Origin of the sequence: Pedobacter gandavensis, assembly GCF_032677645.1 — a bacterium.
In the GTDB taxonomy this organism is placed as follows: domain Bacteria; phylum Bacteroidota; class Bacteroidia; order Sphingobacteriales; family Sphingobacteriaceae; genus Pedobacter; species Pedobacter gandavensis_A.
Window position 1 is genome coordinate 192,533 of the sequence record NZ_JAVTSB010000011.1, and the last position, 21,020, is coordinate 213,552.

Below are 21,020 nucleotides of genomic sequence, written 5' to 3' on the forward strand. Positions count from 1 at the left end.
TAGGCAGAAGTTGAGTATATGCCCGGATATGAAGTCTAACCAGCTCAGTCCAGCCTTAAGGCGAAAAATCATGATGCGTATTCAACTCATTTTTATAATTGCATTTGCGGCGATGCTACAGGTAAGTGCCAGTAGCTTTGGCCAGAAAATCAATATCAACCAAACCAATATCAGCTTAGAAAAAGCTTTAAAACTGATTCGTTCACAAAGTCGTTACGATGTTTTGTATGACGCGAATGTAACGCGGAAACCTGTTAATGTTAGCTTAAATGTGAAGGATGGCAGTGTTACCGATGCCCTTAAACAGTGTTTAGCAGGGACAGGATTAACCTATGAGCTGGAAGAGCAAACCATTTTAATCAAGGAAAAATCCTTTGTGGAAGAGGTGCTGGCGAAAATCAGTCAGCAACTGAATGAGGTAGAGATCACGGGTATGGTTTCTGCAAAAGATAATGATCAAGGTTTGCCAGGCGCAACCATTATGGTTAAACGAACAAAACGATCCGTTTATTCAGATGTTCATGGTCGGTATTCCATTAAAGCACTGCCAACGGATACCCTGGTATTCAGTTTTATGGGTTATGTGACAAAGTATGTTGGCATAGGAAAAGTGCCTTCGATCTACGTTAAACTGGAAGAAACGACCAATGCGCTGGATGCGGTAGTGGTACAGGCCTATGGTAAAACTACACAGCGGTTAACTACCGGGAATATTGCTCGGGTAGACTCGAAACAGATTGAAAAACAGTTGTTAACGAATCCGATATTTGCCCTTCAGGGCGCAGTTCCGGGTTTAATGATTACCGCACAAGACGGCCATGAAATGACCAACCCAAAAGTAGAATTAAGGGGAAGGAGTTCCATCAATGGTAATATTAGTTCAGAACCGTTATATATCATAGATGGTGTTCCATTAACGACCCTGGGAATGGGTAAGGGTACAGGTAAGGGACCCGGGTCTTATGTTTCCAGAGGCCTGAATGAAACTGGTGTTGGTGGATCTATTAGCCCTTTATACACCTTGAATCCAGCAGATATAGAATCTATTGAAGTTTTAAAAGATGCCGATGCTACTGCGATTTATGGTAGTCGTGGTGGAAATGGCGTGATTTTAATCAGCACTAAAAAGGGTAAGTCCGGGAAGCCAACCTTAATAGCAAACCTGAATCATGGGATAAAAGCCGTTGTTGGTCGTTGGGAAATGCTAAATACGGAACAATATCTGGAGATGAGAGCTGAAAGTTTTAAAAATGACGGCATCAAACCAAACCTGATTAATGCGCCGGAACTCTTCAAATATGACCAGCATAGGTATACAGATTGGCAGGACTATTTGTGGGGTGGAACAGGGAATTGGACTGATTTTAATGCAGGATTAAGCGGTGGTACGGATCAAATATCCTTCAGAGTATCTACGGGGTTTAACAACACCAAAGACATTTCTGCCGTAAGTGGAAAAAATCAAAGACTTACTTTCAACTCTAATTTAGGGTATAGGAGTGCTAATCAGCGCTTAAGCTTTTCTCTTACGACCAACTACACTTATGCGGATAATAATGTTCGCTATTTATCCGGCAGTTCTATCGCAATGTTACCACCTAATGGTCCTGAAATTCTTGACGAAAAAGGAATGTTAAATTTTACCGGATGGCAAACTTCAATGTCAGGATTTCCGGAGACTAAACATAAAAGTGAAGCTCAGTTAAATGGAATGATGGCCAGTTTGACGCTCGATTATTCCCTGCTAAAGAATCTTAAGTTGAACCTGAGTATGGGGTATAATTCTAATACCTCCTTTAGCGAAACGGCAATCCCCCTTTCCTCTTTTAATTTAGTGACCAACCCGGGATCGCAATCAGCCATTAATACGGGAACAGGTGTCACTAAAAACATGAATATAGGTAGTACAGTGGATTATAGTGTTTTTATAGGAAAGGGTAAATTAACTTCTTTAATTGGCCTCACCTGGGAATACGCGGGTGTAAATTCCAGACGAATGAATGCTTCTGGATTTGCTTCTGATGAGCAATTGAAAAGCATGAATTTCGCGACTAAGTTTATCAATTCAGAATCCGAAAGTCAGTATAAGTATGCCGGGGTATTTGGGAGTTTAAATTACGCCTGGGACAATAAGTATATCATTAATTTAAATGGAAGACGAGATGGTAGTAGTCGTTTTGGCCCTGCAAATCGTTGGGGGAATTTTGGCTCAATAGGTTTAGCCTGGATAGCTTCCGATGAGCCCTGGATAAGGAAGCAGCTTCCTAAAGCCATTAGTATGGTAAAGTTTAGAGGAAGTTATGGTATCCTTGGTTCCGATAGGATAGGTGACTATCAATATTTAAGTCAATGGGGAAGTAGTACAACCTCAGATCCATTATTGCCTTATGAAGGGGTAAATTCCGCTATTCCAATGATTCAGCCGAACGATGCTTTTCGTTGGCAACGAAATGATAAGCGGGAAATAGGCCTGAACCTCGCGTTTTTTAAAGATGCCATTACGTTTGATCTTGTTCATTACCGCAATTTTACCAACAACCAGCTATTGGCATTCCCAACACCTGTTTACAGTGGTTTTGGTTCCGTGGTCTTAAATTCACCTGCGGAGGTAGAAAATAGCGGGGTTGAGTTGATGCTTGGCGCTTCTGTTTTTAGGGGTAAAAACTTTAGCTGGCAGATGAGTTTTAACTGGGGCAAGAATACTAACAAATTAATCGGATATCCCCGATTGGAAGATTCACCGTATTATGCTACTTATAGAATTGGAAAATCGCTCGAAACGGTATACTTGTTTCATTTCACCGGATTGGATCCACAAACCGGAGAATATACCTATCAGGATCTGAATGGGGATGGTAAAATTTTCCAATCGTTTGATGTTCCTGCGGGTACGGGACAGGATGACCGTGGAGTAGCCATAAATACAGCTCCAGATTATTCAGGAGGGATGAGCCATACTTTTCAGTTCAAAAATTTTGAATTGTATGCTGATTTTTATTACGTGAAACAGGATAAAGCCTTTAACCCAACAGGTAATGGAAATGGTAATGTCAGCTTGTATTTGTATGAAAATAGCTGGCGTAAACCAGGTGACCAGGCCCTCTATAGTAAGTTCACAAATCTAACTAAAAGTTCCGGAGGATACCTTGCGGCTTCCGATGCGCTGTATCAGAAGGCTGATTTTATTCGCCTTAAAAATGTTAGGCTATCCTGGCGTCTACCAGCTGCTAGATTGAAGTCCTTAGGTATTGGATCTTTAGCGGTGAATGTTGCTGCCAGTAATATTTTTGTGATCACGAATTTTAAAGGATTGGATCCTGAAATCTTATCGTTTGGACTGATGCCACCATCAAGAATAATGACCATGGGTTTAAATTGTAGTTTTTAATTGATAGCGAAAAATGAAGATGAAATTTAGTGATAGATATTTGACCTGCGCAGTATTTTGTATTGCAATTTTAGCCACAAGTTGCAAGAAACTTTTGGAAATAGATGAACCTTTAGATTCAGTAACGAGCGTTCAGATTTTTACATCTGATGCGCAAGCTGATCAAACCCTGGCGGGAATGTATAGCCAAATGACCTCAATTGGAGAGGGTTTATTGCTGTTGAATGGCGCCACTACCATCTATGCCGGATTAGCCGCAGATGAATTTGCTCCTGCCGATATGGTTAACTTTCCGGATCAAACTGAGCTATTCAGGAGCCGTATGCTGCCTGACAATAAAATCATTTTGGAAGACTTGTGGACAGCGGGCTATAAGATAATTTATACAGCCAATGCTATTTTAGATGGGGAGGCGGCTTCAACGTCTCGCACACTGACTCAGGCAAAACGTGTTGAATTGAAAGCTTCTGCCAAATTTTTCAGGGCCTATTGTTATTTTTATCTAACGGGTTTCTTTGGTGATCTTCCGTTAGCCCTGACTACTGATTATAGGAAAACCATAAACATAACAAGGTCCGGGCAGAGGGAAGTATATCAACAGATTGTTTTAGACTTAAAGGAGGCGGTAACCTTACTTTCTGATCCTGCGGTTTCCCATTTAACGGGTAATACCAAAGTAACTAAAATTGCCGCACAAGCTTTACTGGCAAGGGCATTTCTTTACCAAAAGGATTGGTCATCTGCAGAAGCAACCTCTGAAGAGGTGATTAACAGTAATTCGCGTCAGTTGGAGCGCTTGCAGCTTGCTTTTGATATGAAAAGTAAAGAGACCATTTTGCAATTGAAAATCGATCCCAAAAGTAATGCAGGGAATATTAATGAAAGACTTTACTTATCGCCATTGATCCCGATAAACAGCTTACCGGAAGGTTATATAGACGCGATTTTTGATCCGGAGGCTTACCCTGGATTTGTTCCTGCATTGACGCCCCGGTTAATTTTAAATGAACAGACTGCGAATGCTTTTGAAAGTGGCGATCAAAGAAAGGCCATTTGGGTAGATTTTAACCCAAGTCCGAATTTGGAGCCCTATTTTGGGAAGAGCATCTATTTCGTTAATAAATATGCAATGGACAACAAGGAGCGACTTAATTATGTGTTAATGAGGTTCGCCGAATTATACCTCATCAGGGCAGAAGCCCGGGTGATGCAAAATAAACTCGGTTTAGCTGCCGAGGACTTAGACCTGATCAGAAATAGAGCAGGATTGGGCAAAACTACAGCTGTAGGTCAGGAAGGTTTGCTGGCCGCTGTAGCACAAGAGCGCAGATCGGAGTTTTGTGGGGAGTGGGGACATCGTTTTTTCGACCTGAAAAGGACAGGAAAAGCTTTATCAGTACTAGGGGCTCTTCCCGAAAAACAAGGGCTTACTGCCGAAATGTTATTGTTTCCGATTCCCTCCATGGAGATTCGTAATAACCCTAAATTAAAACAGAATCCTGGTTACTAACTAAATTAAACACATATCGAAATATGAAACCTTTATTTAAAAACAAGGGATGGAAGGGGTATGCCCTGATTGCGCTCAGCACTTCCCTCTTGTCCTGCGAAGGCGGGGACGCAATTCCTAATCCTGAACGAAAGAAAATGCCACGTTTTAATAGCTCCGGATTAAATCAGGAAGATGAAGTGGTTTCCAGAAGAGCTTATACCTCTTGCGGAATGAGTTTTGAAACGGATCTTGTAAACCTGGACAATGGCACAGGTAACAATCAGTATATCTGTATTCCACTTGCTGATGCTGAGGCGGATGAGTCAGCTTTTACGCTGATCAATATGTTCAAACCTTTTGCATCGATCTATTTATCACAATGGGCAAAAATGGAAAAAAAGGGCATTATGCTCGACCTGAGAAGCAACCGCCAGCAGCAAGGCTCCAGAGTAGATTATAACCTCGAGAAGGGGGAGTCTTTCTCTATACCGGTAATTATTCTTTGGGATAGCGCATCGGCCTTAAGAGCCAGTTCATTTAAACAGTTAGTGGGTAACCTACCAGGCATCACCAGTGTAAAGGTCACCCCAGAATTATCTTATGATTAACCCAAGTTTATATAAAAAAATGAAAATAAAAAAATATAGCAAATACCTGTTGTTCCTTGCTTTGGCGGGCAGTACGCTTACGATCAATGCGCAGGAAAAAAAGAACAGAAGTTCAAAAAAAGGGAAGAATGCAGTAGCTGATACCGCCAAAAAGGTAGATGCGAAGCCGAAAATCAATCCCCTTAAAAAGATAAAACCTTATGAGGCGATCATTAGCAAGAACTTTAAGACGCAGAAAGGCCTGTTTACGGTCCACCGCTATAGAGATACGACCTATTTCGAGATTTCGGATAGTTTGTTAAAAAGAGACATTATGGTGATCAACCGCTTATCTAAAGCACCAGGTGGTTATGGGATGTATGCGGGGGAGCAGCTTGATGAAAAAACGATACAATTTGAAAAGGGTGCTGATTCTACTTTGCGTATCCGTTACAGTATTTTAATCTCTGAAGCCAGCCCGAATAGTGCCATCAGTAAGGCCGTAGAACGCTCCAATTTAAATCCATTGGTGGCTTCTTTTCCAATCGTTGCCTATGCTAAGGATTCGAGTAGCTGTATTATCGATGTTTCCAAGTTTCTAATGGAAGCGAACTTTGTAAACAGTCTGGATCCGGGTGTTGGTCTGGAAAGTAAACTGAACTCAGGTTATTTTAAGAATGCGGCTATTGAATCTATCCGTACTTATCCGATCAATGTGGAGATTGCCATTAGTAAGACCATGACTGCTAAAGCGGTCCTTGGAAGTCCGGGAACACCACCAGTGAGTCTGGAAACCAATACTTCTTTTGTGTTATTGCCTAAAGTACCGATGCAAAGAAGGTTTTTTGACAAGAGGGTCGGGTATTTTGGTTATGATTATAACGCTTTTAGTGACGGACAGCAACGTGCAGAAGTGAAGAAGTTTATTAGTCGCTGGAGATTAGAACCTAAAGATGAGGATATAGAGAAATGGAAAAAAGGAGAATTGGTAGAGCCTAAGAAACCGATCATCATTTATATAGATCCCGCTACGCCAAAACAATGGGTTCCAGCGCTGATCAATGGGGTTAATGACTGGCAGATCGCTTTTGAAAAGGCAGGTTTTAAAAATGCAATCCAGGGCAAGGCATGGCCGGAGCAAGATACAACGATGCACATGGATGACGCCAGATATTCCATGATCAACTACTTTCCTTCGGAAGTTTCCAATGCTTACGGTCCGCATATTGCCGATTCGAGAAGTGGCGAGATCATACAAACACACATTGGCTGGTATCACAATGTCATGGACCTGTTAAACAGGTGGTACCTGGTTCAGGCTGGTGCAACTGATCCGGAAGCCAGAAAAGGCAAGTTTGATGATAAACTGATGGGGGAGCTGATCCGTTTTGTTTCCAGTCATGAGGTAGGCCATACTTTAGGCTTACGTCATAACTTTGGTTCCAGCAGTAAAACACCTGTGGATAGCTTAAGAAGTCTCAGTTACCTGAAAAAGAATGGACATACCGCGAGTATTATGGATTATGCCCGTTTCAATTATGTGGCTCAGCCGGAAGATCATATTCCTCAAAAATACTTGTTCCCAAGAATTGGTGATTATGACCAATGGGCGATAGAATGGGGCTATAAAAGTACGCATGCAGCTACTGCTGAAGAAGATCAGAAGATTGTGAAACGATGGATTGTAGACCGTGTAGGTAAAAACCCGAGGTTATGGTTTGGCGATGGTGAAACCAGACGTGGCGACCCCCGCGTTCAGACGGAAGATTTGGGTGATAACGCGATGAAAGCGAGTACTTATGGGATTAAAAACCTGAAACGCATCTTACCGAACTTAAAAACCTGGACTTATGAAAAAGGTGGTTTATATGGCAATACGGGGAGAACCCATGGGGCCTTACTAGATCAGTATTACCGTTACCTAAACCATGTATTGAGCAATGTGGGTAGTATCTACCGTACTTATAGTGCTGAAGATGAAAAGGCAGCGGTATATTCGGCTACACCAAGAAAACTACAGGTAGAAGCGATTCAGTTTTTTGATAAAGAGCTGTTTACTACACCTTTTTGGTTGTTGAATGCCAGCATCCAGAATGTAGATATGGAACCTTCATTTGACGCTAAACAAAACCCGACAGGGGCCAATTTTGTAGAAGATATGCAGATTAAGACCCTGAATACCTTATTGGATGTTGGCGTGTTACATCAGATTATGGCCAATAACCTGCGTTTCGGAAAAGGGACTTATACGGTAGTGGAACATTTAAAAGGGGTACATAACAGCATCTGGAAAGAGTTGAAATCGTCTAACATTAAAATGGATAGCTACCGCAGGAACTTACAGAAAAGTTATGTTGGGGCATTATTGGATGTCTTGACTACAAAGGTTGCAGGAGCCAATGAAACGGATGTTTCTTCTCTTGTGAGAGTGGAATTGAAATCACTTCAGCAAAGTATCAAACTGGCGATTCCTAAAACTCATGAAACTTTAGATAGATACCATCTTGTGGATTTAGAGGGCAGGATTTCTAAAGTCATAAATCTTAAAAGTTAATCAATACGTTTTCAAATCTTGTATCAACAGCCTCCAATTGTCTTTTGGAGGCTGTTTTTCAATACCCACATTTTAATTTCGTTACAAGCATGTTGAACAAGAAGATATCCCTGCTTGCAGGATTTATATTGTGCTGTTTTTTTAGTTACGGACAAACGGTGTTGTCTGGCAAAGTTCAGTCGGCCGATGGTTTGCCGGTGCCGGGGGTAAATATCAGGATTGTTGCGCCAGGTAGTGGGAGTTCTACTTCGACAGATTCTGTAGGACGGTTTAGCTTGAAGGCCAATATTTCCGGCAGTTATTTGCTGCGGGTTTCTGCAATTGGGTATGTAGCCGACAGTCTGCGTTTGCTGATCAAAGGGGATAGCCTTCGTGTTAATTTTAGACTCCATGAAAACAAGCATAACCTGGCGGGAATTGAGATTTTGAATACGCGCAATCTGACGGAGGTTAACCGCAATTATACTCTTGGGGCCATCGCGATGGTGCTCACTGCCGGTGCTGCGGTCGATGTTGCCGCCGCTTTGCAAACTTTTCCAGGTGCTGCCCCCGCAGGCAATGAAACCGGATTTTTTGTAAGGGGAGGGACTGCGGCAGAAACTACAGTGCTTTTTGATGGTATGCTCGTTAAAAATGCTTTCGGTAGCCGCTTGCCGGATCTGGCGAATAGAAGTAGATTTTCTGCCTTCATTTTTGATAAAACGACTTTCAGTACCAATGGGTATAGTGCTGTGAATGGACAAGCTCTGTCTTCCATTTTAACGATGGACACCCGGGGTTTAGCCAACAAATCTTCTACGGAGTTTGCCTTAATTAGTTTGGGCCTTGGCGTGGCGCATACCCATCGCTTTAAGAACAGTTCCCTGACGCTGGGCGGAAATTATTACAACTTTTCTCCCTATAATGCGCTGGTAAAACAAAACACTTTATGGGAAAAGAGTCCGGAGCAAGAACAGTTATCACTTCATTATAAATTGAAAACTTCGGGCACAGGAATGGTAAAGGTTTTTACCGATTATAGTGATACCAGACTGTCCTTTAAAATCAATAATCCAAATCATCCGGAGCAAGATCTGCTTTATAACCGGAACAAGAATTTATACCTAAACACGAATTATCAGGACTTTATGGGCTCAGACTGGAAAGTATATGCAGGTGCTGCTTACAATAGCACGCTGGAGTCTGGTGAGGTGAATGATGTTGCTTATCATCAGGATGATAAAGTAGGACATCAGAAGTTGTACTTTACCAGGAAATTCAGGGGGAGTTCATTGATCAACCTGGGAGGAGAGTTATTTGAGAATACCAGATCAGAAGGCTATGCCGGAACTTCCAGAAGCTATAGCGATGTATTGGCTGCGGGATTTGTAGAATCAGAAATCTATTTTACGGATCAATTGAACTTAAAGTCGGGGTTGAGGTTGGAGTCATCTTCCTACCTTAAAAAGATGAATCTGGCCCCGCGAACGGCCTTATATTTTCAGCCGGATGCAAAAAATAAACTGATGGCTTCCTATGGCATTTACTACCAGAAACCTGATGATAGTTTTCTTACCCAAACCGCTTCACTGAATTATGAAAAGTCTGTTCAATATGCACTGGAATATGAGCTGAAAATCTTGTTTAGGATCTTGAGGTTTTCCCTTTATCAGAAAGATTATCAGCAGCTCGTGAAAATTAAAACACCGGTCTTTTCGGGATTTCAGGCTTATGGTCCGCCGCTGGAGATTTCTGATTTCAACAATAAAGGCAAAGGATATGCCAGAGGCCTTGATGTGTTCTGGAAAGACAAGCAGAGTGTGGACTTAACGGAATACTATGTTTCCTATTCTTATTTGGATACTAAACGTGATTATATAGATTTTGAAAGCGCAGCAAGGCCTTCTTTTGCTCCGAAGCATACCTTTAACCTGGTCGCGATGAGGAGTACAAGGGATATTCACTGGCAATTTTCAGGAACCTATACTTTTAGCAGCGGCAGGAGTTATTTTAATCCTTTAAGCAAGGTTTTTATGTCCGACAGGACTCAGAATAACCACAATGTCAGCCTTGGGATTACCCATCTGCCGGGTTGGATTAAAGGATTTTCTGCTTTTAACCTGAACATCAATAATGTGCTGGGCTTGAAAAATGTATATGGGTATCGTTATGCTTATGATGGGAGTCGGAGGGAAGCGGTTCTTCCCCCTGCAAAACGAAGTTTTTTACTCAGCTTTTTAATGAATATTGATGGGGATGATTTTAACCGTTAGCGAGGAGCTGATCAGGTTTTAATTCCTGATCAGCGGTATCGAAATGCCAAAAGTTGAGCCTTGTCCAATAACAGAATCCACCCAGATTTTACCATTCAGTTGTTTAATGATTTCCGAAGAAATATAAAGTCCGAGGCCAAGGCCGGGGAAGGTATGTTCCTTCGTACCACTTACGCGGTAGAACTGCTCAAAAACCCGGTCTTTTTTATCCTTGCTGAGGCCGATGCCAAAGTCCTGTACACACAATCTGACTTCCGTATCATGGTCTTCGGTATAAACCATGATATGGTTAGCATCAGGGGAGTATTTGATGGCGTTAGTCATCAGGTTAACCACTATCTGAGCGATTCTATCGCGATCTCCTGTGACCATTCGTTTAAAGGATAGCTGATGTTTGATCTGATGGGTGTCGGAAGTAAACTGGATATCATCGATGATATCCAACACCATCTGGTTAAAATCGAAAGGGACATTCGTCAGCTCTAACCGACCTGAATTGATTTTGGTGACATCCAGTAAATCTCCGATTAAGCTGGTCAGCCTGTTAATCTGACTATCCATTTTTGCCATCAGACCTCCATTTTTGGTGTCTCCGGCCCTTTTAAGCATCATTTCCAACACCTGGGCATAGGCTTTTATACTGGTCACCGGAGTTTTAAGCTCATGACTAGCCACGGCCAGGAAATTATCCTTTTGACGTTCTAATTCTTTCTGATCAGTGATATCGGTATTGGTTCCGTACCATTTTACGATCTCGCCATCCGCATTTCTGAGCGGTAATGCTCTAACTAACCACCATCGATAAGCACCATGTTTATCCATAGCTCGGAATTCAGTCTGGTAAGGATCACCGGTGCTGAGGCTGACAGACCAACGATCGATCACCGATTTGATGTCCTCCGGATGTATTGTTTTTGTCCAGCCTATTTCCAGTGCTTCGGAAATGCTGATGTCATTACGTTCATGCCAACGCTCATTAATGTAATCCAGCATACCATTGGGCATACTCGTCCATACGACCGCAGGAACAGAGTCTGCAAGGAATTTCATCTCCTGTAAGAGCGATTTCAATTCCTTAGTCTTTTTATCGACTGCGTTTTTAGCATTGATTTCAGCTCTTAAATCACGGGCAATTCCGGCGATCGCAATCGGTTCATTGTTCAGTTCATGACGTATCATAAACAGCTGTTTGTGGATTGGAATGATTTCTCCTGTAATCTGATGTACCAGGTCTAATCTTCCCGACCATTTTCCGTTTTTATAGAGTTCAGGTAGGATGGCCGTTCTGATTTCTTCCGAAGATTGTACACTATGGTAAGTATACAAATTCAGGCCTTGCGTATTTAGTGGGTCAACACCAATTAATTTCCCACCTGCCTCATTGATATAGATGGTATTGCCGTTAAGGTCACAATAATTACAAAAATCCTCACTAATATCTACGATAGTAGCCAGGCGTTTCAGTTCAGATTTAGCATTAATCTCTGTTCGTAAATCACGGGCACTGGCACCTCTTCCGATGATGGCTCCCGAGAAAGGATCTTTAATCAATATATAGTTTACTTCGCAGGGTATTTCGGTTTTTGTTTCACAATTGCGGAGGTGAATCAAGCCCTGCCATCCATTAAGATCCGTGATTTGCTGGATGATGGTATTCTGAACCCGGTCTAGCTCTTCCGGTGTATAAAAGTCGGCGGCAGTCATGCTGCTGATGTCTATATCATCGGGGACGCCTAACATTTTTCTGCCTGAAGAATTCATATAGATGAGCCTTCCATCCATATCAGCGATAGACATATGGCCTGCATTGTTATTGATGAGGGAAAGAAGTTGCTGTTCACCTAAACTGGCCGTTGCCTCATTGGTGATGTCTACTGCGATTCCGGCAAAGCGGTATACTTCTCCTTGTGTATTAAAATAAGCTTTTCCTTTACAATGAACCCAGCGTAATTGCTGGTTATGCTCACTTACGGTGCGGTATCGTAGATCATAATCTGCGGCGATTTTCGGATTGATGGCCGCCTGAACGGCAAGGTCAACATTTTCTTTATCATGGGGATGGATACAAGTGAGGACGGATTTGTAATCGATTTCCCGATCCGATTCAAAGCCGAAAAGTTCGCGGCATTTCGCATTCCAGAACACGGCCTGACTTAATGGATTCAATTCCCAGGTGCCAATTTCTGCGGCCTGAATGGCGAAGGATAAACGCTCTTCCGTCTCACTGATCTTCTGCTTGGCGAGGACCAGCTCAGTCACATCAATTGCGGTATGTATAATGCCTAGTGTACTTCCATCTTCAGCCAATATCGCTTTATAGCTGAAGTTGAAGAAGAAAGACTGAAGTCTGCCATCCACCACCAGGTCTGCCTGTTCCTGCTCACCCTGGTAGGTGATGCCGGTATCATATACCTGCTGTAGCAATTGAATAAAGGGCTGATCTTTCAATTCAGGAATCGCATCAATCATATTCCTTCCGATCACCGAATCGTCTTTCCCCCACAATTTTAACATGTGTTCATTGGCGGAAGCGATCGTAATATTTCTACTGTTGTAAATGGCAGTAGCTGAAGGGGAGGCCTGAACCAGCGCGTTCAATTGATTTAAATTGTATACTGAATCCATCGGGTATTTTTAGTAAGTTCTCTAAGTTAATCTAAATTGCATGTTTATTTTAACCTATCGGCCGCATTTATCATCAATTATGCCAAGTTTTCTAACCGTATGTGTAATCATCGGAAATTTAAGGATTGCGTTTTGAAAAATATTATTAATTTCAATAATATGGAATATCAATAGGATAATTTTAAACCAATTTGATCCTTTTTTATCTAAAAAGATCAATTGATGGTCTTATCCGAAGCTTTGTGTTATTGCCTTTTCTTCTGGATTGAATGTCTTTTTTTTTGAGATCAAAAAAGGAGCCCGTCATTTTTCACTAAATTTGTAATTGCAGTTTGACAATAGCTAAAAATAGGGAGTTTAGATGAAGGTACTTTTAATAGAGGATGAAATAGCGGTAGTTTCTTTGATAAAAAGAGGCTTGATGGACGATAATAGTGAGCTGGATATCAGTGTAGCTATGGACGGACTGACAGGTTTAAAAATGGCAGGGATGCATCAGTTCGACCTGATTATTCTGGATGTCATGTTACCCGGTATGGATGGCCTTGAAGTATGCCGGAACATCAGATTAACAGATCCTGATGTCCCTATTATCATTCTTTCCGCCTTAAATCAAACGGAAGATATTGTGGCAGCTTTTAATCAGGATGCCGACGAATACATGACTAAGCCCTTTAAAATGGACGAATTAAAGGCTCGTGTGTACCGTAAATCGCGTAAATCGGGAACGGTACGTACGACTCCTGCAAATATCCTGTCTATTGCCGATTTAGTATTGGATAAAGACAGTAAAACCGTGACCAGGGCAGGGAAAGTCATCGTACTCACCGCTACAGAATACAGATTACTCGAATACCTGATGCAGAATATGAACCGGATCATTACCCGTGTGGATATCCTGGAAGAGGTATGGGGGATGGATTTCAACCTCAGTACCAATGTAGTGGATGTATACCTGAACTACCTGAGAAAAAAAATTGACAAGAACTTTAGTCCTAAATTGATCCATACCGTGATTGGTATGGGATATGTATTGAGAGTCCAGGATAACTATGAAAATTAGAACCAAAATCATTCTGCTGTCTTCGGCCATAGGAACCTTTATCCTGTTGTCATTTGCGGTTTACGTTTCTTATTTTACGGCCAGAACGCTGGAAAGTAAGTTTTTCCTCAGGTTAGAGGAAAATGCCCAGATGTTAGGGACTCATGTCTTTAATTCCAAAAGTTATAAAGACCAGAGCTATTATGAGTTGAGCAATCAGTTCATTGATCAGTTTTCCTTTGGAAAGAATTTCCTGGTGAGGGTTTCTAAAGACAAAAAGCAACCTCACTACGAGCCGCTGTTGCCAATGGACAATTCTTTTTTTGAAGAAGCTATTGAAAAGGGAAAGGCCGAGCTGATGTTAAACGATACGGCCTATGTGGCGCTGTTTTTCGAAGACAAAGACCACGATAAAAATCTGGTTGTGGTTTCTTCGGCAGTAGATGATTTTGGAAATGCAGAGCATGCAGATCTGAACCGCGCACTGATCTCAGGCGTCGCGATTTTCTTGTTTTTAATCGTCTTAATTTCCTTCTATTTTGCAGATAAACTGCTGAATCCGATTGCATCGATCAATAAACGAATAGGGCAGATCAATATCAGTAACCTAAATATGAGGTTGCCTGTAAAGAAAACAAAAGAAAAAGACGAGATCGAAGTGTTGATCTCGAATATCAATGATATGTTAAGCCGACTGGAGATTGCAGTGAAATCGCAGCGGAGCTTTATCAGTAATGCTTCCCATTCTCTGAGAACACCGATGACCATTATCAGTGGCGAATCTGAATTGGCGCTGAATAGTCTGGATCCCAAACATCCTGCACATTATTCTTTAGAAATGGTGTCCAGAGAAGTGGATCGGATGAACCTGATCGTCAATAACCTGCTTTTGCTTTCCAGAACCGGTTATGATGGGAAAGTGCAAAATATGAGTCTGGTCCGGATAGATGAGTTACTTTATAGTGTGAAAGAATCGGAAGGATACCTGAATGATAACCACCGTATATTCCTTGATTTCTCGAATATCCCGGAGGATAGCAACCTATTGAGTGTTTATGTAAATCAGGACTTGTTTTTCATCGGACTTTCCAATATTATCTCCAATGCCTGTAAATATGGCAATGATAAGGAAGTAAAGGTGAGTATTGAAGTGATTCATTCTAAAATTGTAATCCGGGTCATAGATCAGGGGATAGGAATCCCGGATCGTGATAAACCACATATTTTTGAATCCTTTTTCCGGGCTTCAAATGTGGGCAGTATCTATGGAAATGGCCTCGGATTGGTCCTTGCAAAAAACATATTTGAACTTCATGACGCCAGTCTGACGATCGAATCTACTGAGGGAAAGGGCACTATCGTGACTATAACCTGTCCTATCGCTGATTTCTAATCTCGCTCTTATATTTGCCTAATACCGCGTTAATACCCGGTTTAACGCGTTATTAGGTCTGTCGCTTATACTTGTATCAATAAGTAAAGCGATATGAAAATAAGAACCAGTATAGGAGTAGTTTTATGTGCCGTTTGTCCGGCAGTAGCATTGGCACAAACGCCAATTGATAGCGTAAAACCAGCAACTAAAATCATCCAGCCGGCTAAAAAACCGGACTCTTCTATATTTAACCTTAATGTATTAGGCCGTACCTCCTTAAATATCGGCCAGAATAAAGAACGTCATTTAAATGCCGGCTTCCGACTGGATGAAACCAGACTCTTATTGAGTGGAAATATCAATCCGGATTTATCCTATAAAGTTCGTTTTCGTTTAAACAAGTCCTTTAATACCACTACTCAGGACAATGGGTCCAGGGCATTGGATTGGGCGCAGATCAACTATCGCTTTGGTAAGCAAAAAGACTGGGAAGTAATTCTGGGTAAGCAAGCTGCTATGGTTGGAAGTTATGAATTTGCCAACAACCCGGTTTACGAATATGTGTTCACAGATTATGTGGATCGTATCCTGAATCTTTTTGTAGTAGGTGCTACGTTTTCTCATCAAGTTAACGAGACAAACACTTTTCATTTACAGGTTTATAATACCTCTACCGAGACTTTTGATCAGCTGATCAAAACTTCTGGATATGGTACCGGAGATTTCAAACAATCTGAGCGTCCGATGGGTGCTTATTTAACCTGGGAAGGTAAGTTTTTCAATAAAGCTCTCCAGACCAAATGGTCTTATAACTACTCGCAATTGGTTGCAAATGGTGACAATCACGCCCTTTCCCTGGCCAATATGTATCAGTCCAAAAACACAAAAATCTATTTAGATCTACAATATTCTGATTATGGCGTAGATCATACGATGCTGGCTTCCAGTCCGATTCATGCCTTCAAAGGAAATGTAGGTACAGATAGAACTATGCTTAGAGATGTGGTTTATAAAACCGCAGTGTTGAGGTTAGATCAGCAATTGAACAAAAGCTGGGGCATTTCTTTAAAAGGAGCTTATGAAACTGCGAGCGCCCGTAAGGACAAAGAAATCGGCAATGATTTCAGAAGAAACTGGACCGGCTATGCGGCATTGGAATACAAACCAATTGTAACTAAAGACTGGAAACTTTTTGCAGGATATATCGACAATAACATCAGTTACAAAAACAGGATGGCACTTCCTTCAGAAAAGAACAACCGCTTTATCCTGGGTACCTACTTTAACCTGTCGGCCATTTAACATTGAAAATTTTACAGACAATAAATTAATACAATAATATTTTATGCGTTTAACACCCAGAGAAACCGAAAAATTGATGCTGCATCTTGCAGGTGAGCTTGCCAGCAAACGCCTCAAAAGAGGAGTGAAGCTAAATTATCCAGAGTGCATTGCTTATATCAGTGCAGAAATCATGGAGAAAGCAAGAGATGGAAGGACTGTATCCGCATTGATGGATTACGGAACCAAGTTACTGAGTAGAAAACAGGTAATGGAAGGCGTTCCTGAAATGATCCATGATGTTCAGATTGAAGTTACTTTCCCAGATGGAACGAAACTCGTGACCATTCACAACCCTATTCGCTAATCTTTAAAATCATAAGAAATGATACCAGGAGAATACATTATTAGAAAAGAAGACATTCAGGCCAATGTAGGTTACGAAACCATGCATTTGTCGGTTACAAATACAGGAGACAGACCGATACAGGTAGGTTCACATTATCATTTTTTTGAGGTAAACCGTCATTTGCAGTTCGATAGAGAACGTGCTTTTGGAAAGAGACTGAACATTCCGGCAAGTACTGCCATCCGCTTTGAACCAGGAGAAAGCAAGGACATTATCCTTGTTGAGATTGGTGGTAACAAAGAGATTCACGGTTTCAATGGCTTAACCAGTGGCAAGTACACCGATGAGAAAGTGAAAGCGGCAGCGATCGAAAAAATGAATGCAGAAAAGTATAGAACCGTAAAATTAAGATAGAATATTATGGCAGAATGGAATAGAAGAGAATGGATTAAGGTAGTTGGAATGACTGCTATGGGTAGTGTAGTTGGTTTAAGATCTTTAGGATTAGACAAACTTGGCCTTGAAGCAGGTTCCGTTAAATATATTGATGGCGACCTTTACATCCCAAGAGCAAAATATGTAGCGCTTTTTGGTCCTACAACAGGTGATAAAGTGCGTTTAGCCGATACAGAATTGTTTATCGAGATTGAAAAAGATTTCGCGGTTTACGGTGAAGAGAACAAGTTTGGTGGTGGTAAAACGATCCGTGATGGTATGGGCCAGTCTGCCCGTGCATTAGCAGACGAAGGGGTACTGGATTTCTGTATCACTAACGTGATGGTAATCGACCATTGGGGTATTGTGAAAGGTGATGTTGGAATTAAAGATGGTAAAATTGTTGCCGTAGGTAAAGCTGGTAATCCTGATGTTCAGGACGGCGTAACTCCGGGAATGGTTATTGGTGCTTCTACAGAAGTTCATAGTGGTGTAGGGATGATCCTTACTGCTGGTGGAATTGATACCCACATTCACTTTATCAGTCCACAGCAAGTGGAAACTGCACTTTACAGTGGTGTAACTACTTTTATTGGTGGTGGTACAGGTCCGGCTGATGGTACACATGCAACTACGGTAACTTCCGGTAAATGGTATATCGAGAAAATGCTTCAGGCATTTGATACTTTGCCAATTAACGTAGGTTTATTCGGTAAAGGTAACGTATCCACCATGGCACCTATTGAAGAAATGGTAGAGGCTGGGGCTCTTGGTGTTAAGATCCACGAAGATTGGGGGGCTAATCCTGTGACGATCGATATGGCACTAAGGGTTGCAGATAAATATGATATCCAGGTGGCGATCCACTCTGATACGTTAAATGAGGCTGGTTTCTTAGAAGATACCGTTCGTGCAATTGACGGTCGTGTGATCCATACTTTCCACACGGAAGGTGCTGGTGGTGGTCACGCTCCGGATATTATGAAGATTGCGATGTATCCTAACATCCTGCCTGCATCAACTAACCCAACTAAGCCTTACACGATCAATACTGCTGAAGAGCATTTGGATATGTTGATGGTATGCCATCACTTAGACAAAAACGTAAAAGAAGATGTGGCTTTCGCGGATTCAAGAATCCGTCCTCAGACGATTGCAGCAGAAGATATTCTGCAGGATATGGGTGTGTTTAGCATCATGAGTTCTGATAGTCAGGCGATGGGTAGAGTAGGTGAAGTGATTTCCCGTACTTTCCAGACTGCTCATAAAATGAGAATTCAAAGAGGTCCTTTAAAAGAGGATGAAGGAAAAGGTAATGATAACTTCAGGGTGAAACGTTACATCTCTAAATATACGATCAACCCGGCTAAAGCGCATGGTATTGATACTTATGTAGGATCAATTGAACCAGGTAAAATTGCCGATTTGATTTTATGGAAAGCAGAAATGTTTGGTGTAAAACCAGAGTTGGTGATCAAAGGAGGAATGATCCTTGGGGCTAAGATGGGTGATGCGAATGCATCTATTCCAACACCACAGCCGATTATCTATAGAATGATGTTTGGTAACCATGGTAAAGCCTTGTCTAACATCTGTTTCAACTTTGTTTCTAAAGTTTCTTTAGAAAATGGAGCGATCGCAGGTTACGGATTGGCGCGTACCAGTCTTCCGGTAAAAGGATGCAGAACGGTGATGAAAAAAGACATGGTTCACAATGATGCAATGCCAGTAATTTCGGTAGATCCGGAAACTTATGATGTACGTGTAGATGGCGTTATTGCTACCTGCGAGCCTTTGGCTGTACTTCCTATGGCACAACGTTATTTCCTTTTCTAGTATGATAAAAGTAGATCGGGTTATTGCTAATCTATACGACGATGCGAGGCGTTATTCGAACTGTAAGATTGATATTTTACAATTGGAATGGTATGACACGACGAAGAGAATCCTGCGCATGCTAACAGATGGGGGACGCGAAATCGCGATCCACCATCTGGCTCAGGAGCAGCTATTTCATGGGGATATTATTTACCATGAAGGAAAGGACATCATCGTGGTTCAGATCATACCCTGCGATTGTATCGTATTTCAACCGGCTACCTTTCGGGATATGGCCATTGTATGTTTTGAAATTGGAAACAAGCATTGCCCGATCTTTATAAATAAAGAGAAAGAAGTCATTATCGCCTATGAATCCCCCCTTTATCGGTTCTTAAAAAGGGGCGGATTCAAACCGCGAAAAGAGAATCTAATCATTGAAAAAACCTCCACCCTGATGATCCACAAATGGAGTTCCTCAGGGCAGGTAATTTCTTTAGCAAGCCAATAAGATGAATGCATTACTGACACTATTACAGATTAACGATTCTGCATTTCCAATCGGCAGCTTTACCCAGTCTTACGGATTGGAGACGTATGTGAGCAAGGGGATTGTGAATGATAGCAAAGCCGTTAAGGTATATGCGGAAACGATGTTGCAGCACAGCTTTTACTACAATGATGCGGCCTTTTTTATGATGGCCTGGAAGATGTGCGAAGGCAATGCCACCAAGGTAAAAGTCCAGGAATTGGATGATTTGATTGCCGCTTATAAAGCGCCTTTTGAAATCAGAGATGCCAGCAAGAAACTGGGTATTCGTTTCTTAAAGGTGACGGAAAACCTGAAGCCAGTAGCGAGGTGTACAAAATACCTTCAGGCGATAAAGGCCGGCGAGGTTCATGGACACTATGCAATGGCTTTTGCCATGTATGCGCATGCGTCTAAAATCCCGATGAAGGATGCCTTGCATGCTTTTTATTACAACACGCTAAACGGTATTGTGACCAATTGTGCGAAGCTCGTACCGATCAGCCAGATGGATGCGCAAAAGATTTTGTACAACCTACACGGTTTGATCGATCAACTGGTGGAAAGTCAGGAGGAGATGCCTGAGGAAATGTTAGGGACTTGCTGTATTGCTCAGGATATCAGATGTATGCAGCATGAAAAATTATATACACGGATTTATATTTCATAAGAAATGACGAAGAGAAAATATGTAAAAATTGGGGTTGCAGGCCCCGTTGGGTCAGGTAAGACCGCATTAATTGAAAGATTAACCAGAACGATGTGTAATGATTACAGCATCTGTGTGGTTACCAATGATATTTATACCCGTGAGGATGCGGAATTCCTTCAAAAGAATTCTTCTCTGCCTGCAGAGCGTATTGCTGGTGTAGAAACAGGCGGTTGTCCGCATACTGCAATCAGGGAAGATTGTTCGATGAATATCGAAGCGGTTGAAGAGCTGGCAGAGAAATTCCCTGATGTGGAGATCATTTTCGTAGAAAGTGGTGGAGATAACCTGACGGCTACTTTTAGTCCGGATCTGGCCGATGTGACCATTTTCGTGATTGATGTGGCTGAAGGAGAGAAGATTCCAAGAAAAGGTGGCCCTGGAATTACCAGGTCTGATTTGTTGTTGATCAACAAGATTGACCTTGCGCCATATGTTGGTGCGGATCTGAATATCATGCAAAGCGATGCAAAACGCATGCGCGGAGAGCGTCCTTTTATCCTGACCAATATGATGACCTTACAAGGTTTAGATGAGGTTCAGAACTGGATTAAGAAATATGCCTTATTAGAAGGATAAAAAAC

Annotated in this window: 14 protein-coding genes and 1 pseudogene; 14 read left to right on the plus strand and 1 reads right to left on the minus strand. The window is 41.8% G+C overall.

What is annotated here, in order from left to right; all coding sequences use genetic code 11:
- Window positions 1-28: 28 nt before the first annotated feature.
- The 5 genes from R2Q66_RS18725 to R2Q66_RS18745 all read left to right on the plus strand — a co-directional run bounded on the left by R2Q66_RS18725 (window position 29) and on the right by R2Q66_RS18745 (window position 10,273).
- A complete protein-coding gene (locus R2Q66_RS18725) occupies window positions 29-3,388 on the plus strand; it encodes a SusC/RagA family TonB-linked outer membrane protein (protein ID WP_316751876.1) in 3,360 nt (1,119 codons plus the stop codon).
- Window positions 3,389-3,482: 94 nt separating this feature from the next.
- Window positions 3,483-4,898 carry a RagB/SusD family nutrient uptake outer membrane protein gene (locus R2Q66_RS18730; protein WP_316751879.1) on the plus strand — a complete coding sequence of 472 codons (1,416 nt, stop codon included), beginning with the start codon at window positions 3,483-3,485 and terminating at the stop codon, window positions 4,896-4,898.
- Window positions 4,899-4,921: 23 nt separating this feature from the next.
- On the plus strand, window positions 4,922-5,488 hold the full coding sequence (locus R2Q66_RS18735) for a hypothetical protein (RefSeq protein ID WP_316751882.1): 567 nt from the start codon (window positions 4,922-4,924) through the stop codon (window positions 5,486-5,488).
- A 19-nt stretch (window positions 5,489-5,507) separates the two neighbouring features.
- On the plus strand, window positions 5,508-8,021 hold the full coding sequence (locus tag R2Q66_RS18740; protein ID WP_316751884.1) for a zinc-dependent metalloprotease: 2,514 nt from the start codon (window positions 5,508-5,510) through the stop codon (window positions 8,019-8,021).
- A gap of 89 nt (window positions 8,022-8,110) precedes the next feature.
- Window positions 8,111-10,273, plus strand: a complete 2,163-nt coding sequence (locus tag R2Q66_RS18745; protein ID WP_316751885.1) for a TonB-dependent receptor — start codon at window positions 8,111-8,113, stop codon at window positions 10,271-10,273.
- Window positions 10,274-10,291: 18 nt separating this feature from the next.
- Here R2Q66_RS18745 and R2Q66_RS18750 read toward each other — a convergent pair whose 3' ends face one another.
- Window positions 10,292-12,898 carry a PAS domain S-box protein gene (locus R2Q66_RS18750; RefSeq protein WP_316751886.1) on the minus strand — a complete coding sequence of 869 codons (2,607 nt, stop codon included), beginning with the start codon at window positions 12,896-12,898 and terminating at the stop codon, window positions 10,292-10,294.
- A 361-nt stretch (window positions 12,899-13,259) separates the two neighbouring features.
- Between R2Q66_RS18750 and R2Q66_RS18755 the strand changes: the two genes are divergently transcribed.
- The 9 genes and pseudogenes from R2Q66_RS18755 (at window position 13,260) to ureG (ending at window position 21,015) form a co-directional block, all read left to right on the plus strand.
- Window positions 13,260-13,961 carry a response regulator transcription factor gene (locus tag R2Q66_RS18755; protein WP_316751887.1) on the plus strand — a complete coding sequence of 234 codons (702 nt, stop codon included), beginning with the start codon at window positions 13,260-13,262 and terminating at the stop codon, window positions 13,959-13,961.
- A complete protein-coding gene (locus R2Q66_RS18760; RefSeq protein WP_316751888.1) occupies window positions 13,951-15,333 on the plus strand; it encodes a HAMP domain-containing sensor histidine kinase in 1,383 nt (460 codons plus the stop codon). Before R2Q66_RS18755 ends, R2Q66_RS18760 begins: the two co-directional genes overlap by 11 nt.
- Window positions 15,334-15,426: 93 nt before the next feature.
- Window positions 15,427-16,617: a porin gene (locus R2Q66_RS18765; RefSeq protein ID WP_316751889.1), complete on the plus strand. Its 1,191-nt coding sequence runs from the start codon at window positions 15,427-15,429 to the stop codon at window positions 16,615-16,617.
- Window positions 16,618-16,660: 43 nt separating this feature from the next.
- Window positions 16,661-16,963, plus strand: a complete 303-nt coding sequence (ureA, locus tag R2Q66_RS18770; protein ID WP_062548395.1) for an urease subunit gamma — start codon at window positions 16,661-16,663, stop codon at window positions 16,961-16,963.
- 18 nt (window positions 16,964-16,981) lie between these two features.
- Window positions 16,982-17,278 (plus strand): annotated as a pseudogene (ureB, locus tag R2Q66_RS18775) (urease subunit beta); the annotation flags it as partial.
- Between the two features lie 87 nt (window positions 17,279-17,365).
- Complete coding sequence (ureC, locus tag R2Q66_RS18780; protein ID WP_316751898.1) at window positions 17,366-19,216, plus strand: urease subunit alpha; 1,851 nt, start codon at window positions 17,366-17,368, stop codon at window positions 19,214-19,216.
- A 1-nt stretch (window position 19,217) separates the two neighbouring features.
- Window positions 19,218-19,709 carry an urease accessory protein UreE gene (locus R2Q66_RS18785; protein ID WP_316751900.1) on the plus strand — a complete coding sequence of 164 codons (492 nt, stop codon included), beginning with the start codon at window positions 19,218-19,220 and terminating at the stop codon, window positions 19,707-19,709.
- 1 nt (window position 19,710) lies between these two features.
- On the plus strand, window positions 19,711-20,397 hold the full coding sequence (locus tag R2Q66_RS18790) for an urease accessory protein UreF (protein ID WP_316751902.1): 687 nt from the start codon (window positions 19,711-19,713) through the stop codon (window positions 20,395-20,397).
- 3 nt (window positions 20,398-20,400) lie between these two features.
- Entirely contained in the window at window positions 20,401-21,015 is a 615-nt protein-coding gene (ureG, locus tag R2Q66_RS18795) for an urease accessory protein UreG (protein ID WP_316751903.1), read from the plus strand.
- Window positions 21,016-21,020: the final 5 nt, after the last annotated feature.